This window comes from Mesoflavibacter profundi (assembly GCF_014764305.1).
In the GTDB taxonomy this organism is placed as follows: Bacteria; Bacteroidota; Bacteroidia; order Flavobacteriales; family Flavobacteriaceae; genus Mesoflavibacter; species Mesoflavibacter profundi.
The window spans coordinates 1,418,760-1,435,942 of sequence record NZ_CP061703.1; the positions used below are offsets into that span (position 1 = coordinate 1,418,760).

The 17,183-nt window shown below is 33.1% G+C and carries 14 protein-coding genes; 3 read left to right on the plus strand and 11 right to left on the minus strand.

Going from position 1 to position 17,183, the window contains the following annotated elements; translation table 11 throughout:
- Positions 1-4: 4 nt before the first annotated feature.
- Both IFB02_RS06480 and IFB02_RS06485 read right to left on the minus strand, forming a co-directional pair.
- Positions 5-865, minus strand: a complete 861-nt coding sequence (locus IFB02_RS06480) for a cupin-like domain-containing protein (protein WP_191073127.1) — start codon at positions 863-865, stop codon at positions 5-7.
- 75 nt (positions 866-940) lie between these two features.
- A complete protein-coding gene (locus tag IFB02_RS06485) occupies positions 941-2,761 on the minus strand; it encodes a TonB-dependent receptor plug domain-containing protein (protein ID WP_191073128.1) in 1,821 nt (606 codons plus the stop codon).
- Positions 2,762-2,839: 78 nt separating this feature from the next.
- Between IFB02_RS06485 and IFB02_RS06490 the strand changes: the two genes are divergently transcribed.
- Complete coding sequence (locus IFB02_RS06490; protein WP_191073129.1) at positions 2,840-4,333, plus strand: aminotransferase-like domain-containing protein; 1,494 nt, start codon at positions 2,840-2,842, stop codon at positions 4,331-4,333.
- Position 4,334: 1 nt separating this feature from the next.
- Here the strand turns inward: IFB02_RS06490 and IFB02_RS06495 are convergent, their stop codons facing one another.
- Genes IFB02_RS06495 through IFB02_RS06510 form a run of 4 tightly spaced genes read right to left on the minus strand, consistent with a single transcriptional unit; the run spans position 4,335 to position 7,329 of the window.
- Complete coding sequence (locus tag IFB02_RS06495) at positions 4,335-4,865, minus strand: hypothetical protein (RefSeq protein WP_191073130.1); 531 nt, start codon at positions 4,863-4,865, stop codon at positions 4,335-4,337.
- On the minus strand, positions 4,858-5,280 hold the full coding sequence (locus IFB02_RS06500) for a putative signal transducing protein (protein WP_191073131.1): 423 nt from the start codon (positions 5,278-5,280) through the stop codon (positions 4,858-4,860). The genes IFB02_RS06495 and IFB02_RS06500 overlap by 8 nt, the downstream gene beginning before the upstream one ends.
- A gap of 52 nt (positions 5,281-5,332) precedes the next feature.
- Positions 5,333-6,748: a flotillin family protein gene (locus IFB02_RS06505; protein ID WP_106687525.1), complete on the minus strand. Its 1,416-nt coding sequence runs from the start codon at positions 6,746-6,748 to the stop codon at positions 5,333-5,335.
- A gap of 5 nt (positions 6,749-6,753) precedes the next feature.
- Complete coding sequence (locus IFB02_RS06510; protein WP_191073132.1) at positions 6,754-7,329, minus strand: hypothetical protein; 576 nt, start codon at positions 7,327-7,329, stop codon at positions 6,754-6,756.
- Between the two features lie 212 nt (positions 7,330-7,541).
- Between IFB02_RS06510 and IFB02_RS06515 the strand changes: the two genes are divergently transcribed.
- Together IFB02_RS06515 and IFB02_RS06520 are read left to right on the plus strand one after the other, a co-directional pair.
- Entirely contained in the window at positions 7,542-8,801 is a 1,260-nt protein-coding gene (locus IFB02_RS06515; RefSeq protein WP_191073133.1) for a Y-family DNA polymerase, read from the plus strand.
- 136 nt (positions 8,802-8,937) lie between these two features.
- Positions 8,938-9,378 carry a LexA family protein gene (locus IFB02_RS06520; protein ID WP_106687522.1) on the plus strand — a complete coding sequence of 147 codons (441 nt, stop codon included), beginning with the start codon at positions 8,938-8,940 and terminating at the stop codon, positions 9,376-9,378.
- A gap of 66 nt (positions 9,379-9,444) precedes the next feature.
- On the opposite strand, the gene IFB02_RS06525 is transcribed toward IFB02_RS06520, so the two are convergent.
- The 5 genes from IFB02_RS06525 to IFB02_RS06545 form a co-directional block, all read right to left on the minus strand.
- On the minus strand, positions 9,445-9,723 hold the full coding sequence (locus IFB02_RS06525; RefSeq protein WP_106687521.1) for a F0F1 ATP synthase subunit epsilon: 279 nt from the start codon (positions 9,721-9,723) through the stop codon (positions 9,445-9,447).
- Positions 9,724-9,800: 77 nt separating this feature from the next.
- Entirely contained in the window at positions 9,801-11,309 is a 1,509-nt protein-coding gene (atpD, locus tag IFB02_RS06530; RefSeq protein ID WP_106687520.1) for a F0F1 ATP synthase subunit beta, read from the minus strand.
- 166 nt (positions 11,310-11,475) lie between these two features.
- The gene (locus IFB02_RS06535; RefSeq protein ID WP_106687606.1) at positions 11,476-12,939 is read right to left on the minus strand and encodes an SGNH/GDSL hydrolase family protein; all 1,464 of its coding nucleotides are present in this window, start codon (positions 12,937-12,939) and stop codon (positions 11,476-11,478) included.
- 11 nt (positions 12,940-12,950) lie between these two features.
- Positions 12,951-15,713: a TonB-dependent receptor gene (locus tag IFB02_RS06540; RefSeq protein ID WP_106687519.1), complete on the minus strand. Its 2,763-nt coding sequence runs from the start codon at positions 15,711-15,713 to the stop codon at positions 12,951-12,953.
- A gap of 546 nt (positions 15,714-16,259) precedes the next feature.
- Positions 16,260-16,880: a recombinase family protein gene (locus IFB02_RS06545; protein ID WP_191073134.1), complete on the minus strand. Its 621-nt coding sequence runs from the start codon at positions 16,878-16,880 to the stop codon at positions 16,260-16,262.
- Positions 16,881-17,183: the final 303 nt, after the last annotated feature.

Here is a 17,183-nt window from a genome sequence, read left to right on the forward strand (position 1 = left end):
GTAATTATTTGCTTAAAAATTTGTTTGTATTTGTAATGGCTTTTTGGTTTTTCCAATCTATCCATTTTTGACCTTTAATACGTCGCATGACGTTATCAATGCTTCGCATGATAAATACGTTATAAATAGCTTTTCCTAAGTTTTTCGGGTTTCGTGCTATAGCACGTAAACTCATAGAAAATCCTGGAGTAAGATAACGCATGTAATGCCAATAGCCTTCTGGCATATAAAGTACTTCTCCATGATTTAAATTACAAACCCAACCATTAGCATTTTTTAATGCTGGCCATTTGGTATAATCTGGATTTGCAAAGTCTATATCTTCTCTGGTTATAAGCGAATGTGGTATTTTATATAAATGTTTATTTTGCTTTTGGTCAAATAATATACATTGTTTTTTACCTTCAAAATGAAAATGAAAAATGTTAGCTAAATCTATATCATAATGCATAAATGTATAGCTCTCACGACCGCCAAAAAATAGCATTGGTAACCCTTTCATTAACCTTAACCCAAAATCTGGATATTTAAAATCTTTTTGTAACTGCGGGACTTCTTTTAAGATATTCCAAAGAAAAATACGGTATTTTGTAGGTTCTTTTTTTAAAAGATCTACATAATCTTTCATTTTCATTTTGGCATGAGGCTCGTTAAAACCATCTTTGTAATCTACTGGTCTATCGTCGTATAACGGTACAGTTTTTTCACCAGCAATGTCTTTCATGTAGTCTAAACTCCATTTAGAGTAAGCTGGCCAATCTGTAATAAACTCTTCGATCACAACAGGAAGCTGTGGCTTAAAATAATTTTTTAAAAAAGCTTCCTTAGTTATGGTTTTAACTCTTGGTATATCTTTTAGATCCAAATTAAACAGTTAACAAATTAATTAGCAAAGTTAATAAAACGTTACCAAATGTACTATAGTTAGCTGTCTTATAGATTAGTTAAAGTTATATCGTAGTCCAAAAAGCACATTGCTTGGTGGCATTGGTACAAAACCTGCTTCTATATATTCTGCATTAAAAATATTGCTAGCAGTAGCGGTTAGTGTAAATTGTTTTAATCTAGCCTCTAAAGATGCATCCCAAACATTATAACTTTGACCAGTTGTACGCTCTGCATGTTTATAAACAATATTTTGAGTAATATTTTTAAATAATTGAGTGCTTAAACGTGATGTAAAGTGGTGTTTTAATGTATTTAAAGAATAACGAGATAACTCTTTATTTTGATCAATAATATTATCTTCTAAAAAGTTATAAGCTACTGCAAAAGTTTGCTTGTAATTATTAATGTTGAAATTATAGTTTGCTTCAACTTCAAAACCTTTAGTGTTTACTTTAGCAATGTTAGACGCTATAAATTTAGGTGCATCTACAGTTGGTTTTATAAAATCAATAAGATTTTCTGAATCTCTATTATATACTGCTGCAGAAGCAGAAAACTTTGAAGAGTTATATTTTAACCCAATTTCTTGAGCAAAAGCTTTTTCTGGTTCTAAATTCTCGTTTCCTTCTGTGCTTGGATCGTTGTAAAATAAATCTGTATAAGTTGGTATTCTATAAGTGTAACCAATATTACCGTAAGCTTTAAGGTTGTTAGTTACTTTAACACCAAGATCTAAACCAGGAAACGCATAAAATTTAAAATCTGAAAAATACGTTACTGCAACTCCAGGTGTAACATCTACAACATTATTAAATAATTTAAACTGATGTTCTAAAAATAACGTAGACATAAAACGTTGTCTGTTACCTAAATTATTACTTCTAATATACACTTTAGATACATCTACACCAAAACCAGTAACACCAAGGTTAGAAGTGTAAGACGCGTTAACTTCTGTTCCTATTTTATCTGTAATGTGTAAATTTCTATAAACTGTTGGATTGTTACGTATGTAAATGTATTCATCTTGATTACGCTTCCAATATACACGTGGTTTTATAGTAAGATTTTCGGTTTTAAATTGTGTTGAAAATGCTAGTAAACTATTTTGAGTTTCTTCGTATTGATCTATTGCACTTTCGCGAGCATAAAATCCATTAGCTCCAAATTTTCGCTCTTGAAACGTTGCAATCATTTCAATTGCTTTTTTCTTCTTATTAAAAACACTTTTTACAAAATAATTGCTGTTATCGTAATCTGTGTTATAGCGGTAACCTTCAGACGTCATTTTGTCTATATGTACAATATGTGAAGAGGTTTCTAAATCTGCACCAACTGTAACGCCAGCATTAAATTGTCCAAAACTACCAGCTTCTAACTTTGCAGATACCGTATTTTTTAAACTGTTTTTAGTTACAATATTTATAGCACCAGTAAAAGCGTTTTGTCCAAAAACACGAGCTGCAGGACCTTTAATAATCTCTATACGTTCTATCACTTCTAATGGTAAAGCCGCATTCATGGTGTGATGTCCTGTTTGTGCATCGTCCATTTTAATACCATCAATTAGTAATAATGTTTGGTCAAATCCGCCACCACGAATATATAAATCTGCTTGGCTACCTGCAGTTCCACGACGTCTAATGTCTACACCAGCAAATTGTTGTAACACATCTGCAACATTGGTAGCAGCACTATTTTTAATATCTGTTGAAGAAATCACAGTGATAGTTCTAGAGTTTTCTTCAAACGGTAAATCTATTCTGGTAGAAGAGATAACAACCGAGTCTAATTGTTGTTCTTTTTGTAAATCTTGCGCTTGTAAACTTGTTGTTAAAACGCTTAGCCCGATAAAAAAACGAGTCAATTTCATAATAAATTTTTAATGTGATTTTTGAAGCTGCAAAATTCGTAACTTTCCGGATTAGTAAACTAGTCCAGTTTTAAAACAATGAATAGTCCGGTTGAAGACATATTATTAACATTAACAGCTTTAGATAATACATCTGTTTCGCCCAAGTACATTCAAATTGCACAGCAAGTTATAAATGCTATACAACGTGGTTATTTAACAGAAGGAACTAAGTTGCCAGGAACCAGAAAATTTGGCGAATTGCTTGGTGTAAATCGCAATACAGTAGTTGCAGTTTATGATGAATTAGCATCACAAGGTTGGGTAGATATAGTTGCAAATAAAGGGACTTTTGTTTTAATGCCTGAAAAGAAAACAGCAGCAATTAAAGGTGCTACACAAGGATTAGAAAAATTAAAAACGTATCCAGAAACAGCAGGGTTTTCATTTCAATCTTCATTTAATTTAGCATCTACAGAAGAAAATTCTGAATGTGCATATGTGCTAAACGATGGGCAACCGGATTTAAGATTGCATCCAACGCATCAATTTTCGCGTTGGTATAGTGCGTCTATGAAACGTCCAACTTTAGTGTCTAAATGGAATCAAATCCAAGATCAATTCTATTCTATATTTAATAAACAACTGTGTAATTATTTAAATGCAACACGCGGTTTTTACATAATGCCGCATAATATTTTAAGTACACGAAGTACAGAGATGAGTTTGTATATCGTATCGCAATTACTTATTAAAAAAAACGATGTGGTATTGGTTGCGCAATTAAGTCCTTATAAATCAAATATGATTTTTCAGCAAGCTGGTGCAAATTTAATTACCATACCTGTTGATCATAACGGAATAGATGTAGATTTTATAGAACAGCATTTTACCAAAAACAGTATTAGATGTGTTTATGTTTGTGCGCATAGGCAATACCCAACAACAGTAACGTTGTCTGCCGAAAGACGTGTTAAATTACTACAACTAGCTAAAGCTTATAATTTTGCTATAATTGAAGACGATTTTGATTACGATTTTCAATTTAATGGATCGGCAATGTTGCCTATGGCAAGTGCAGATAGTGAAGGCGTTGTAATCTATCTAGGACGTTTAGGACAATCTTTTTTTCCTAGTTTTCAAATAGGATTTTTAATCGCGCCGCAAAACGTAATTAAAGAAGCTAATAATTACCTTCAGCTATTAGACAAACAAGGCGATTTAATACAAAAACAAATGTTGTCTGAGCTTATTGCAGAAGGTGAAATTAACCGATTAATCAAGAAAAATATTACGGTTTATAAACAACGCAGAGATTATTTGTCCAAATGTTTAACTATCCATTTTAAAGATATAGCTACATGGAAAATCCCTGATGGTGGATTAGCTATATGGTTAGAATTTAAAACGAGTATATCTTTATTTCAATTAGCCGAAAAAGCAAAAGCAAACAATTTATTTTTACCAAAAACCATATTGTATCAAAATAAATCACTTTGTGCTATGCGATTAGGTTTTGGTCACTTAAATGAAGATGAAATTAAAACCGTAGTTAAAATTTTGAAGCAGTCTTTTGATGCGGTTAAAGTTTAGTTTATTCGTAAACAAATTCGCCTTTTTCACGATAGGCATCTTTGTTCATCCATTTAAAATCACCAGTTTCAGTAGCATCTAATAAGTCAGCGTCAAGTGCATCTGCCAGATGTAAGCCAATATCAAAAGCTTCTTTTTCTTGATATACCGTTGTCGCTTCAATTTTATTTTTAGTATTATAAAATAGATTGATAGCATATTTGCTTTCAGAAATATTTGTAGAGGCTGAAGATACCCAAACTTTGGTGTTAAATGTTGCTGCAAAAACAGAAACGTAGTCAATGTCTGGAATTGACTGCCACTTACCAATTTTAAAACCAAGAATTGAAAACACTTTTCTGTAGGTTTTTGATTCTAAATCAATCTCTGTGCCTTCAGTTTTTAATAATAAATAGCTGAAAGCTAAAGGAACGATTGTGGCTATATTTCCTGATGTTACTAAGTTAAAGATGGTAAAAACTATTATTGCAACGCCTAAAATAGTTCGCCATAATGGTATTTTTTCTATATAACTAATGGTATATTTATTCATTTATTTTTATATCAAATTCAGTTTTACAATCATTACATCTATATTTATCCTTAGCATAAAAGGGAAGTGTGCCAAATAAAAAGCCAACCATAAAAGAAAAAAAAGATTTAAAATCTTTAATAGTAGAAAACATAGCTACTTTGCTGCTGTTACAATTAGGACATTGTATAGCGTTGCCATTATCATCTACCGAGTATTTATTAATAGTTTCTAAAATATGTTGTGCTTTTAAAGCATCTTTAGCTAATACTTTAAGTTTAACGCCACCAATAGCATTACTTACCAAAGGATCTGTATCTATGGTCAAGTGGTCGCTTAAAAACACTTCGATACCTTCAGATTCTAAACGACCTTTTATAATCTGCGCCTCTGCAGAATACTGAAATTTTGCTATAGTTTTAAAGGTTGTTGACATGACTGAAAATTAAAAAGGTTTCGGTTAAATATTAACCGAAACCTTTAGTGTTTTATTTGTTATCGGTTTCATTATTAGAAGTGTCTTTTACTTCTTCTACATTTTTTCCTTTTAAATATTCTGGTAATTCCATACCAGCCATATTAAACATATCTTGTAATGGCGGTACAGATTTATACATGCCAGATAAGAAATTTGCAGTAGAAGATTTACCGTCTTGACTATTACCACTATCCCAAACGGTAACTTTATCAATTTTTATGTTTTTAATGGCTTCGGCTTGCGTTTTTACTAATTCAGGAAGTTTATCGGCAATTAGCAATAATACTGCGTCTTTAGAGTTGTTTCCGGCTGCTTTAACAATTTCGTCAAGACCAGCTGCTTGTTTTGTTAATACTTCGTATAAACCTTGTGCTTCTGCTTGTGCTTTAAATAAAATAGCGTCTGCTTCACCTTTTGCTTTACGTCTTATGCGTTCTGCTTCAGCTTCTGCGTCTATTTCGACTTTCTTTTTATCAATTTCGGCAGGTACAATAACATCTGCCATTTGAGAAGAGCGTTCTCTTTCTGCTCTTGCTGTTTCGGCTTCTTTTTCTGCTGCATAAGATTCTTCTAATGCTTTTGCAGATTGTACTTTTTCTGATGCAATTGCTACACGTTCTGCTTCTGCTTCACGTTGACGACGTAATGAATCTGAGTTTGCTACAGATATTTTTGCGGTATTTTCTCCTTCTACAGCTCTTGCGTTTGCTGCTGCTACTTGTGTGCGTTCATCTTGTAAAGCATTTGCTTCACCAATAGATCCATCTCTGTTTTTTTCGGCTACAGATTTACGTGCTGCGTTTATTGCATGCGCTGCAGCTTCTTTACCTAGCGCTTCAATGTAGCCAGACTCGTCTACAATATCTGTAATGTTTACGTTGATTAGTTTAAGACCAACTTTCTTTAATTCAGACTCTACGCTTTCAGATATATTAGATAAAAATTTATCGCGGTCGCTGTTAATTTCTTCTATATCCATAGAAGCTACAACTAAGCGTAATTGACCAAAGATAATTTCTTGTGCTAATTCTTGAATTTCATTTTGACCTAAACCTAATAATCGTTCTGCTGCATTTTGCATTATACCTGGTTCTGTAGAGATACCAATGGTAAAGCGTGAAGGTACATTTACACGAATATTTTGTTTTGATAACGCATTTACTAGATTAACTTCTATAGAAATTGGTGTTAAATCCAAGTACTCGTAATCTTGAATAACCGGTAAGATAAATGCAGCACCACCATGTATACATTTTGCCGATTGCCCGCCGCCAACTTTACCATATACCACAAGAATACGGTCTGAAGGACAACGCTTATAACGTTTTATAAGCACGATTAAGAATAAGAAAATGAAAAGTACTGCGGCTATTACAGCTGCAGGAAAGCCTAAATTAAAGGCATCTTGTGTGGTTAGTGTTATCATATTGATTAATTATTTAATTTTTCGATGATTAATATCCCGTTAGGAGTAACAGAGGTGACTTTTATTACGGTACCAGTTTTAAGATCTGTTTCAGAGTCGGTTAGCGCTTCCAATTCGCGTAAAGCACCTTGTATGCGCACATGTGCTTTTCCTATTTTAGAGCGATTAGCACCAACTGTTAAATACACTTCTCCAATTTGATCTAATGCATTTTTATAGTCTAAAGTACCGCTATCACTAAGTTTTCTCATATAGTAAAACATTGCAGCCATAATAGCCATCATAATTAGTCCGCAGATTAAAGATATGATTATGGTTGTTGGTTTAGAAAATCCTTCGTCTATACAAGCTATACCTGACCAACCAAATATGGTAAAAAATCCAACTAGATTTTTATAAGTTATAAACTGAAAACCAATACCTGTGTCTCCATCTATTTCAGCATCTACATCACTTAATTCGTCAGCATCGCCACCTATTAAAGACATAACTATTGATACTATAAAATTTAATGATGCTATAATAGCTATAGCCCAATATATTTTAGGAAACCATTCTAAAGTAGAAAACCAATCTAACATAATGTGTAAGTTTTAAAGATGAAATATAGTGTGTTTGAACTTTTTAGGCAATATAAAAATATATTCAATTAACTATTTGCTATAGATTAGTGAGTATATAATCGGTTTTGTTACACTTTGTAAGAAAATATTTATTTTTAAATATAAATTTTAACATTCTTCAAGATAAAAAATGCATTATAAATTCAAACATATTGTTTAATTTTACACATATGTTTGCATTAGTAGATTGTAATAATTTTTATGCCTCTTGTGAGCGCGTATTTAACCCAAATCTTAACGGTAAACCAGTTGCTATACTTAGCAATAATGATGGTTGTATCATTGCGCGTAGTGACGAGTGTAAAGCGTTAAATATACCAATGGGCGCACCAATTTTTAAATGGGATACATATTGTAAAGCGCACAATGTACATGTATTATCTTCAAATTATCCATTGTATGGCGATATGAGTAGTCGTGTTATGTCTATATTAAAACAATTTACACCAGATGTAGAAGTATATAGTATAGACGAATCCTTTTTGCAATTTAAAGGATTTGAAAATTACAATCTAAACGATTATGGACAACAAATAAGACAACGTGTTTTAAAATGGACAGGCATACCAACCTGTGTAGGCATAGCAACCACAAAAGGGTTAAGTAAGGTCGCTAATAAGATCGCTAGAAAATATCCTAATCAAACAAAAGGCGTTTACGTAATAGATACAGAATATAAGCGATTAAAAGCCCTAAAATGGTTGAAAATAGATGATATTTGGGGTATAGGTAGACAGCTATCAAAACGCTTACTTACAAAAGGATGTAAAACAGCATTAGATTTTGCTAATTTACCAGAAGATTGGGTAAAAGCCAATTTTTCTGTAGTAGAAGCACGGCTACATCGTGATTTAAACGGCGTACCAACATTAACATTAGAAGAATATAACCAACCCAAAAAAGCAATAGCAACAACCAGAAGTTTTGATTACACGTATTCAGATATAAATTACATAAAAGAACGCGTAGCAACCTTTGCAGTAACCTGTGCCGAAAAACTACGCAAACAACACTCGAGTTGTCATACAATAATTGTGTTTTTAAAAAGCGATAAGCATAAAAAAGAACAACCGCAATACTCAAAAAGTGTAGCAGTACATTTACCCTATGCAACAAACTCGTCCCTCATTATAAGTAATACAGCAGTAAACACAGCAATACAAATATTTAAAAAAGGCATACAATATAAAAAAGCAGGCGTAATGGTAACCGGTTTAGTACCAACAGATAATTATCAATTAAACATTTTTGAAAACGAAAACCCAAAACACCAACCGCTAATGCAAACAATAGACAAAATAAATTCAAAATATCACTCAAATAAGATTAAATTAGCAAACCAAGACCTACAACGCACATGGAAGATGCGTCAAGAACGATTATCACCACGGTATACAACAAATTTTAAAGACATTATCGTAGTAAAGTAAAATGAAACAAAGTAAGCAACATACAATTTGGGCGTTACCGCAAAACGGTCGGGCTTTCGGTAGTCGCAATCAAAGATGTGCTTCAACAATACCTCAATCCCTAACGCGCACATTTGCCAACTAAACGACTAGACCTATGATTAAGCACAAATCAGGAAGTTTAACCTTCTTTACGCCAGATGTAAATCTAGACGCATCTGCACATTATTTTGACACAGGTATATCTGCAGGATTTCCATCGCCAGCAGACGATTTTAAAGAACATAGATTATCCTTAGACGAAGAGTTAGTAAAAAATAAAGAAGCCACTTTTTATGCACGCGTAAGCGGTCAATCTATGATAGGAGCAGGATTAGAAGACAACGATTTGTTAGTTATAGATCGTAGTTTAGAACCAACAAACAACAAAATAGCAGTTTGTTTTTTAGATGGCGAGTTTACCGTAAAACGTTTACGTGTAGAAAAAGACGAAGTTTGGCTACAGCCAGAAAATCCTAATTATCCTATAATTAGAATAACCGAAGACAATAACTTTTTAATCTGGGGCATTGTTACCAACGTGATTAAAAAAGTATAATAATTATAAACTAAAAACGCGAAGCATATGCTTCGCGTTTTTTATGATTAAATAAATTGTAAAGTCTTAATCAGCCAATACAATTACTTTATTGTCCTTCATTTCTATTGTACCAGAATTAATGCTTAACAAAGTAGTATTTTTATCGCCTTTAGTAAAGCGATCTTCTACAGCTTCATCTAACTCTATATTACCAGTAATTTTAACAGTACCTTCTTTTAATATAGAGACAATAGGAGCGTGATTGTTTAACATCTCAAAGTCTCCGTTTAAACCAGGTACGGTAACACTAGTTACTTCTCCGCTAAATAAAGTAGCTTCTGGTGATACAATTTCTAAATACATATTTTTCTAGTTTGCAGTTTACTGTCTAAGGTTTGCAGTCGCATTAAGGACTGAATACTTAATACAGCTAACTGATTTTACGCTTCAGCTAACATTTTTTCTCCAGCTTCGATAGCTTCTTCGATAGTTCCTTTAAGGTTAAACGCTGCTTCTGGTAAGTGATCTAATTCACCATCCATAATCATGTTAAATCCTTTAATAGTTTCTTTAATATCTACTAAAACTCCTGGAATACCTGTAAACTGCTCTGCTACGTGGAATGGTTGAGATAAGAAACGTTGTACACGTCTTGCTCTACCTACTGCCATCTTATCTTCTTCAGATAATTCTTCCATACCAAGGATAGCAATAATGTCTTGTAATTCTTTATAACGTTGTAATAATTCTTTTACTCTTTGCGCACAAGCGTAGTGCTCGTTTCCTAAGATATCAGCAGTTAAAATTCTTGAAGTAGAATCTAATGGGTCTACTGCTGGATAAATACCTAACTCGGCAATTTTACGAGATAATACTGTTGTAGCATCTAAGTGAGCAAACGTTGTTGCTGGTGCTGGATCCGTTAAGTCATCCGCAGGTACGTATACCGCTTGTACAGATGTAATAGATCCTTTTTTAGTAGAAGTAATACGCTCTTGCATTGCACCCATTTCTGTTGCTAATGTAGGTTGGTAACCTACCGCAGAAGGCATACGTCCTAAAAGTGCAGATACCTCAGATCCTGCTTGTGTAAAACGGAAGATGTTATCAACGAAGAAAAGTACATCTTTTCCTTGTCCATCTCCAGCGCCATCACGGAAATATTCTGCTATTGTTAAACCAGATAAGGCAACACGTGCACGTGCTCCTGGTGGTTCATTCATTTGTCCAAATACGAAAGTTGCTTTAGAGTCTTTCATAGCAGTTTTATCTACTTTTTGAAGATCCCATCCACCTTCTTCCATAGAGTGCATAAAGTCTTCACCATACTTGATAATTCCAGACTCTAACATCTCTCTTAAAAGGTCATTTCCTTCACGAGTTCTTTCTCCAACTCCAGCAAATACTGAAAGTCCACCGTGACCTTTTGCAATGTTATTAATTAACTCCTGGATTAATACAGTTTTACCAACTCCTGCACCACCAAATAATCCAATTTTACCTCCTTTTGCGTAAGGCTCAATTAAATCAATTACTTTAATACCTGTAAATAATACTTCTGTAGACGTTGATAAGTCTTCAAATTTAGGTGCTTGTCTGTGAATTGGTAAACCAGCTTCTCCAGCTTTAGGTAAATCACCTAAACCATCAATAGCGTCACCAATTACGTTAAATAAACGTCCGTAAACATCACCACCTATTGGCATTTGTATTGGAGCACCAGTAGCAACAACTTCAGTACCTCTACTTAAACCGTCTGAAGAGTCCATAGCGATAGTACGAACTGTATCTTCTCCAATATGAGATTGTACTTCTAATACTAATTTTGAACCATCAGCTTTATTTATTTCTAATGAATCGTAAATTTTTGGAAGTTCTGCACCAGCACCAAATTCTACATCGATAACTGGACCAACTATTTGTGCAACTTTACCTGTAACTTTTGACATTACTTATCTATTTAATATTATGGTATTTAATTGAATGAAAACTACTTCTGTTTTCGCGTGCAAAGATAGGTGTTTTTATTTAAAATAAAAGTCCTTTTTTTCTTTTTTGAATATAAAAAAACACCTTAGGTTATAAGGTGTTTTTTATTTAATATTATTTATTTACTTATTGTAGTGTTGCAGAATAAGTAGTATTATAATTGCTAATATCTACTAGGTTACCAGACGCTTCAAAATTTGATCCATATTTAGCGTCTATTGCCTTAAGAAACTCATTTGCTATTAATGCATATCCTCTAGAATTTGGATGTACTCCATCTAATGAAAATGCACCACCTGTTACAAGATCTGCAGTTAAAATGTATCCGTTTGAAGGTATACCTCCATTAGCTAACTGATTTAATAACGTATTAGCATCTACAATAGCTAAACCTGCATTGTTTGCTGCCGATTCTATTGTAGCATTAAAACTTGCTGTTGCAGTTGCAATTTCTGACTGCTCTTCAGGTGTTAATGCCCATCTGTCTTCTAGTGGGATTTGAGTTCCATAACCTTGTGGAATTAAAGAAGATAGAGGTAATACAAATAAGTCTGCAGCTGTTGCTTGTCTATAATTTGGTATACCAAAACCAGTTAAGTTTGTTAAATTCTCATCTACTAACACCATAGCATTGTTTTCTCCAGCTGAGAAAGTAATTGTTCTTCTATCTACTTCTTCTTGAGTTAATAAATTATTAGCTAAAGCGAATTGTAAACCAGCGTTGTAATTAAGATACCCTTGATTAAGAGCAGTAGCAGTATCTTGATCTAACGGTACTGGATTGTAAGGTACAGTTGTAAAATGAGGTATTGAAGTTACATCAGGAATGTTTGCTACAACACCTTGAGAAGTTCCTGAAGTTAAGGTACTTATTAGTGTTGAATATGCAAAATCAAAAGTTGTTTGATCTGTAATAGGATCTGAACCATCACCACCAGATAAAGCATAACCAAGTACATCATTATTTCCTATCCATAATGAGAAAAACGTTGGTGATTGAGCCATAGCATCTGCAATTACAGATGTATTTGTTGAACTAGCCATTCTTACAAAATATGGATTTGCAGTAGCAGGTGAAGTAAATAATCCATTTAAATCTCCATAACCTGGTGCTAATAGATGAAAACTTTTAGCTCCTGGTACACCCATATTATTAAACGGTCCGGTAGGATTGTTTAACACAATATCTGTAGTAATTGTAGCCATAGGATTAAGATCTGTTAAAGATACTGGTCCAGAACCATCAAACACTAATCTAGGACCAAATCCTGGAAGTTGATTTCCTCCAGCTAATAATCCACCAGTATTATCGTTAGTTAATGGCTGCGTAAAACTACCTCCACCAACTAAAGAAAATTGTGAAGATAAAATATTTGGCATTGAGTTTTCTTGAGATATTCTATATAATGCACCATCAGAAAATCCAGCAGTTAATGAGTTTCCTAAAGAAACATAAGTTGAAAAGTTGGCACTACCAGCATTTAATTCTGGTAATGGTTCTGACATTTCTTCTGTATTATTATCATCATCACTACAAGCTGTTAAACTTATAGCAGCAGCGATAAACCATATATATTTTAATTTTTTCATTTTCATTAATTTTATAAGTTATTTATAGTCCAAGATAAATAGTATTGAGATCCTATAAATCCTGTACCAAATGCTGTGAAGTATTCATCACCTAAAATGTTTGTTGCACCAGCCTTAAAAGTAGATTTAATACTAGGAACTCTGTAGTTTATTTGTGCATCAATTGTGTGGTAAGCAGGGATTTCTCCATCACCAAAAGAAGCTTCCCAGAAATAAGCATCGCTCCATCTCCAAGCTAAATTAAATCCAAAGTTTTTAAATAATTCAGTATTACCGAAACTTGCTTTTACTTTATGTTCTGGTGTGTTAAAATTAGTTCTAAAATCAGGATTAGCTTCCGTATCAAAGTCTAACTTAGCATAAGTATAGTTAAATCCTAAATCAAAATCTCCAAGAACTTTAGTGTTTACACCCAATGCTGCACCATAAGAATTAACATTTGCATCTGAATTAGTATAAGTTTGATAGGCTTGATAATCTCCGTTTTGAATAGCTAGTAACGATAATGAATTATCTCCAACTGTTCCATAGAAAGGTGCTATTACTGTTTCATTAGCTAAAAAATCTTTGTATGTGTTATAGTATGCACTTACATCTAAGATCACTTTATTAAGCTTACCTCTATACCCTAATTCAAATGAAGTTACTTGTTCTGGTTGAGCAAAATTTGAATTTCCAACTTTTAAGTCTGCCGGATTTGTTGAAGCTGCAAAATCTTGAACTGAATTTGCTAGGTATGAATTTGTGTATGCATTTAAACCTGAGAATTGTATGCTACTAGAACCAGTAAATGTTTGTCCTGCAGGACTTACATCATAAGTATCTACATATCTTTGAGGATTGTCAGGAGCACTTCCAACTAGTACAGCTCTTCCAACATCTAAACCAATATATAAATCTTGAGTTGTTGGATTTCTGAATCCAGTTTGTACTGACGCACGTATGTTGTGGTCTTTATTAACTGTAAAACCTAATGATAATCTTGGAGAGAAGAAGCCGTCAAACAGTTCTGATTTATCGTATCTTACTGATCCTGTTGCTTTTAATTCTACACTTTCGCTTAAATCAAATTCCTTCTGGATTTGAGTATATACACCAACTTCTGAGTAATCTATAGGACCATCGTTATCTGTATAAATTGTACCGAAAGAGTTTAACTTATACTTTCTGTAAGATCCTCCTACTTGTATTTCAGCAAATTTAATTATATCGCTAAAGTTATAATTCGCATCTGCATGATATATTTTTGAGTTATCTTGAAATTTTGATCCTGTACTTAAATCTGGATCTCTTGTAACTTTGTTAAAAGCATTTTTAAATTGTGGAGTTCCAGGTAAATATCTTCCTGTATCAGCAGCTGCTCTTGCAGCGTCATGTTTTTGTTGTTCTGATAAACCTAAAGGGTTACCACTTAGCTCTATTCCAGCATAAGTAGCTATATAATCTCCAAACCAATCTGCATCACTTTTCCAAAATCTGTTAATATTAATACCGGTAAAGACCATATCATAAGAGTCTCCCGCTTTATCTTCAGTTACATAACCTCTTACAAAGAAATTTTTATCTCTAATTTCTAGTTTATGTTGCTGTAAAAAGAAGTTATTAATATTGTATCTGTTAGCACCTTGATAAATAGTGTTACCAGATCCTACTTTACCTACATAAGCAATTTCAAAATCACTATCCTTAATTGGTCTATAATATACTCCCCAATCTGCTTTTACGCTTTCTGCATTATAGTTAGTTAAGTCACGCTCATTATAACCTGTTCTACTAACTGTAACATCAGGTATGATTCCAAGACCAGAAGCGGCTCTAATATTTGTAGATACTTCATCACCATAAACATTTATTCCATCATAGTCATAATCTGCTCTTGTAAGACCTCTATTTAATTTGTCTTTTTCACTTGTAGCTGCCCAATCTGTTCCTTTTAAATATCCAAAGTTTACTTTAACTGCAAATTTATCTGAAAACTTATGAGCCATTCTTATTCCTAAATCAGTTAAAGTGTTGTCTCCAGCTGCTTCTTGAGATGTAATACCTCTTTTTATGTAACCACTAATTCCTTCATGGTCAAATGGGCTTTTACTTCTCATAAAAAGTATACCGTTAAATGCATTTGCACCGTAAAGCGCAGATGAAGCACCTGGTAATAATTCTACACTTTGAACATCTGTTTCTGTCATACCTAATAAGTTACCTAAAGGGAAGTTTAAGGCAGGAGCAGAGTTGTCCATTCCGTCTACTAATTGCATGAAACGAGTATTTGCAAATGTTGCAAAACCACGAGTATTTATAGATTTAAAAGTTAAACTATTGGTGTTAATGTCTACACCTTTTAAATTTTCTAAACCATCATAAAAATCTACAGAAGCTGTGTTTTTTATTTCTTTTAAACCAAAACGTTCTACGGTTACTGGAGATTCAAAAATACGTTCTGGAGTTCTTGATGCTGAAATAACAACTTCATCTAAAGATGTTCCTTCGGTTAGAACGATATTTATTGTTTGATTGTTTGAAGTAATTTCTGCATCCTTACTTGTAAACCCAACACTACTTACTTGAATTGTAAATGGTGGTGTTTGATCTGTTGTTAATGAGAAATTTCCATCAAAGTCGGTTACTGTACCTTCTGATGTACCGACTATAATAACATTGGCGCTAGGTATTGGTTGATTACTTACATCATCTACCACTGTACCTGTTATTGTTGTTTGTGCAAATGATACTACACAAAAAAACAACATTACAATTTTTAGGGTTGTTTTCATTTTCTAGATTTAGTTAAATTATGCAGGCAATATACGTTTTTTAACTATATCTTAAAAAAAAGTGAAAGAAAATTATGCGTGCATAATATGTTTTTATGAAAAAAATAAGCTTCAAAATCAATTATTCTTAAAAACCAAAGGTCATTTTTGAATAATTTAAACTTTGAAGCTTTTCTTGAATGTATATTGATTTTTTATTCAACCGTAACGGAATGTTCTCCAACGGGACAACACTCAGCACCTATTAAACCTATATACTCACTTAATATGTCTGTAAGTTTATCATCATCTAATCTATGGACATCAACTTACAGTCCATATCAGCAAGAACTTTTTGATATCATAAGTAAGTTTCATGAGAAAGATGGATGGAACTTTAAACAGATATCGGATTGGTTGATTGAGAACAATTATAAAACACCTAGAGGTAAGACGTTCACTCACACGCATTGTTGGAGTATTTATAAGAAGAAGAGCAAAAGCATTCAGAGGTTCAGTCGAGAGTTCGAACCTACAATAACGGATGTAAAGATTAATCAGATTTAATTAGGCAGAAAGATTAGTTGTCATGGCATTCTTTACCTTATATATGTAGTTAGGTGAGCATTCAACGATTCGACTAATCTTTCTGATTCCTATATCTTCATTAAGTAAGGTCATTATCTTTTGAACTTTTGGTTTAGATAAGAAGGTCTCAACACTTTCTGTACTACCGATTTTTCGTCCTTTATATTTACCATCTAATTTAGCACGTTCAATTCCTGCTAATGTTTTTTCTCTAGTCTGGTGGTATTGGAACTCACTAATCGAGCTTAATATATTAATAAGCAAGTTAGACATCACGCTCTCTTTACCATCAATAAGAGTAGTTATACCCTCATTTTGCGATGTGATAGGCACATTATAGCTATGGATAGTTTTAATGGTTTTAAGTATGTCCTCTAGGTCTCTTCCAAGACGGTCGATACGAAGGACTATCACTTGATTAATCTTACCGTTTGCAATATCCTCAATAAGTCGCTTACCACTTGGACGTTCGAGGAATGGGATACGACCGCTGACACCTTTATCTTCATACACCTTCCAACCATCTTCAATTTTATCAATTTGAGTTCCGATGTTTTGAAGGTAGTGAGATGTTCTTAGGTAGTATCCAATATTGCTCATAAATGTTATTAATTTAGGTTGTATTAAATAATAACACTAATATAGTGATAATTCCCTGACAAGTGTATGTTTACGGCAATTATCTTATCGTGATTATGTATATTGAATAGATTAGACTTTTAAATAATAACATTACAAATTTTGACCTGTGATAGAACTTTAATTAGTAATCTAAAAGTACAGGTCAAAATTTGTAATGCAAGTGTCTGGTTTAACTTTTAATAAAGAGTTTTGTGACTATTATATAATTGGTATGACATTGCCAAAATTAAAATGGATAGTTTGGTATAATGTTTATCGGGT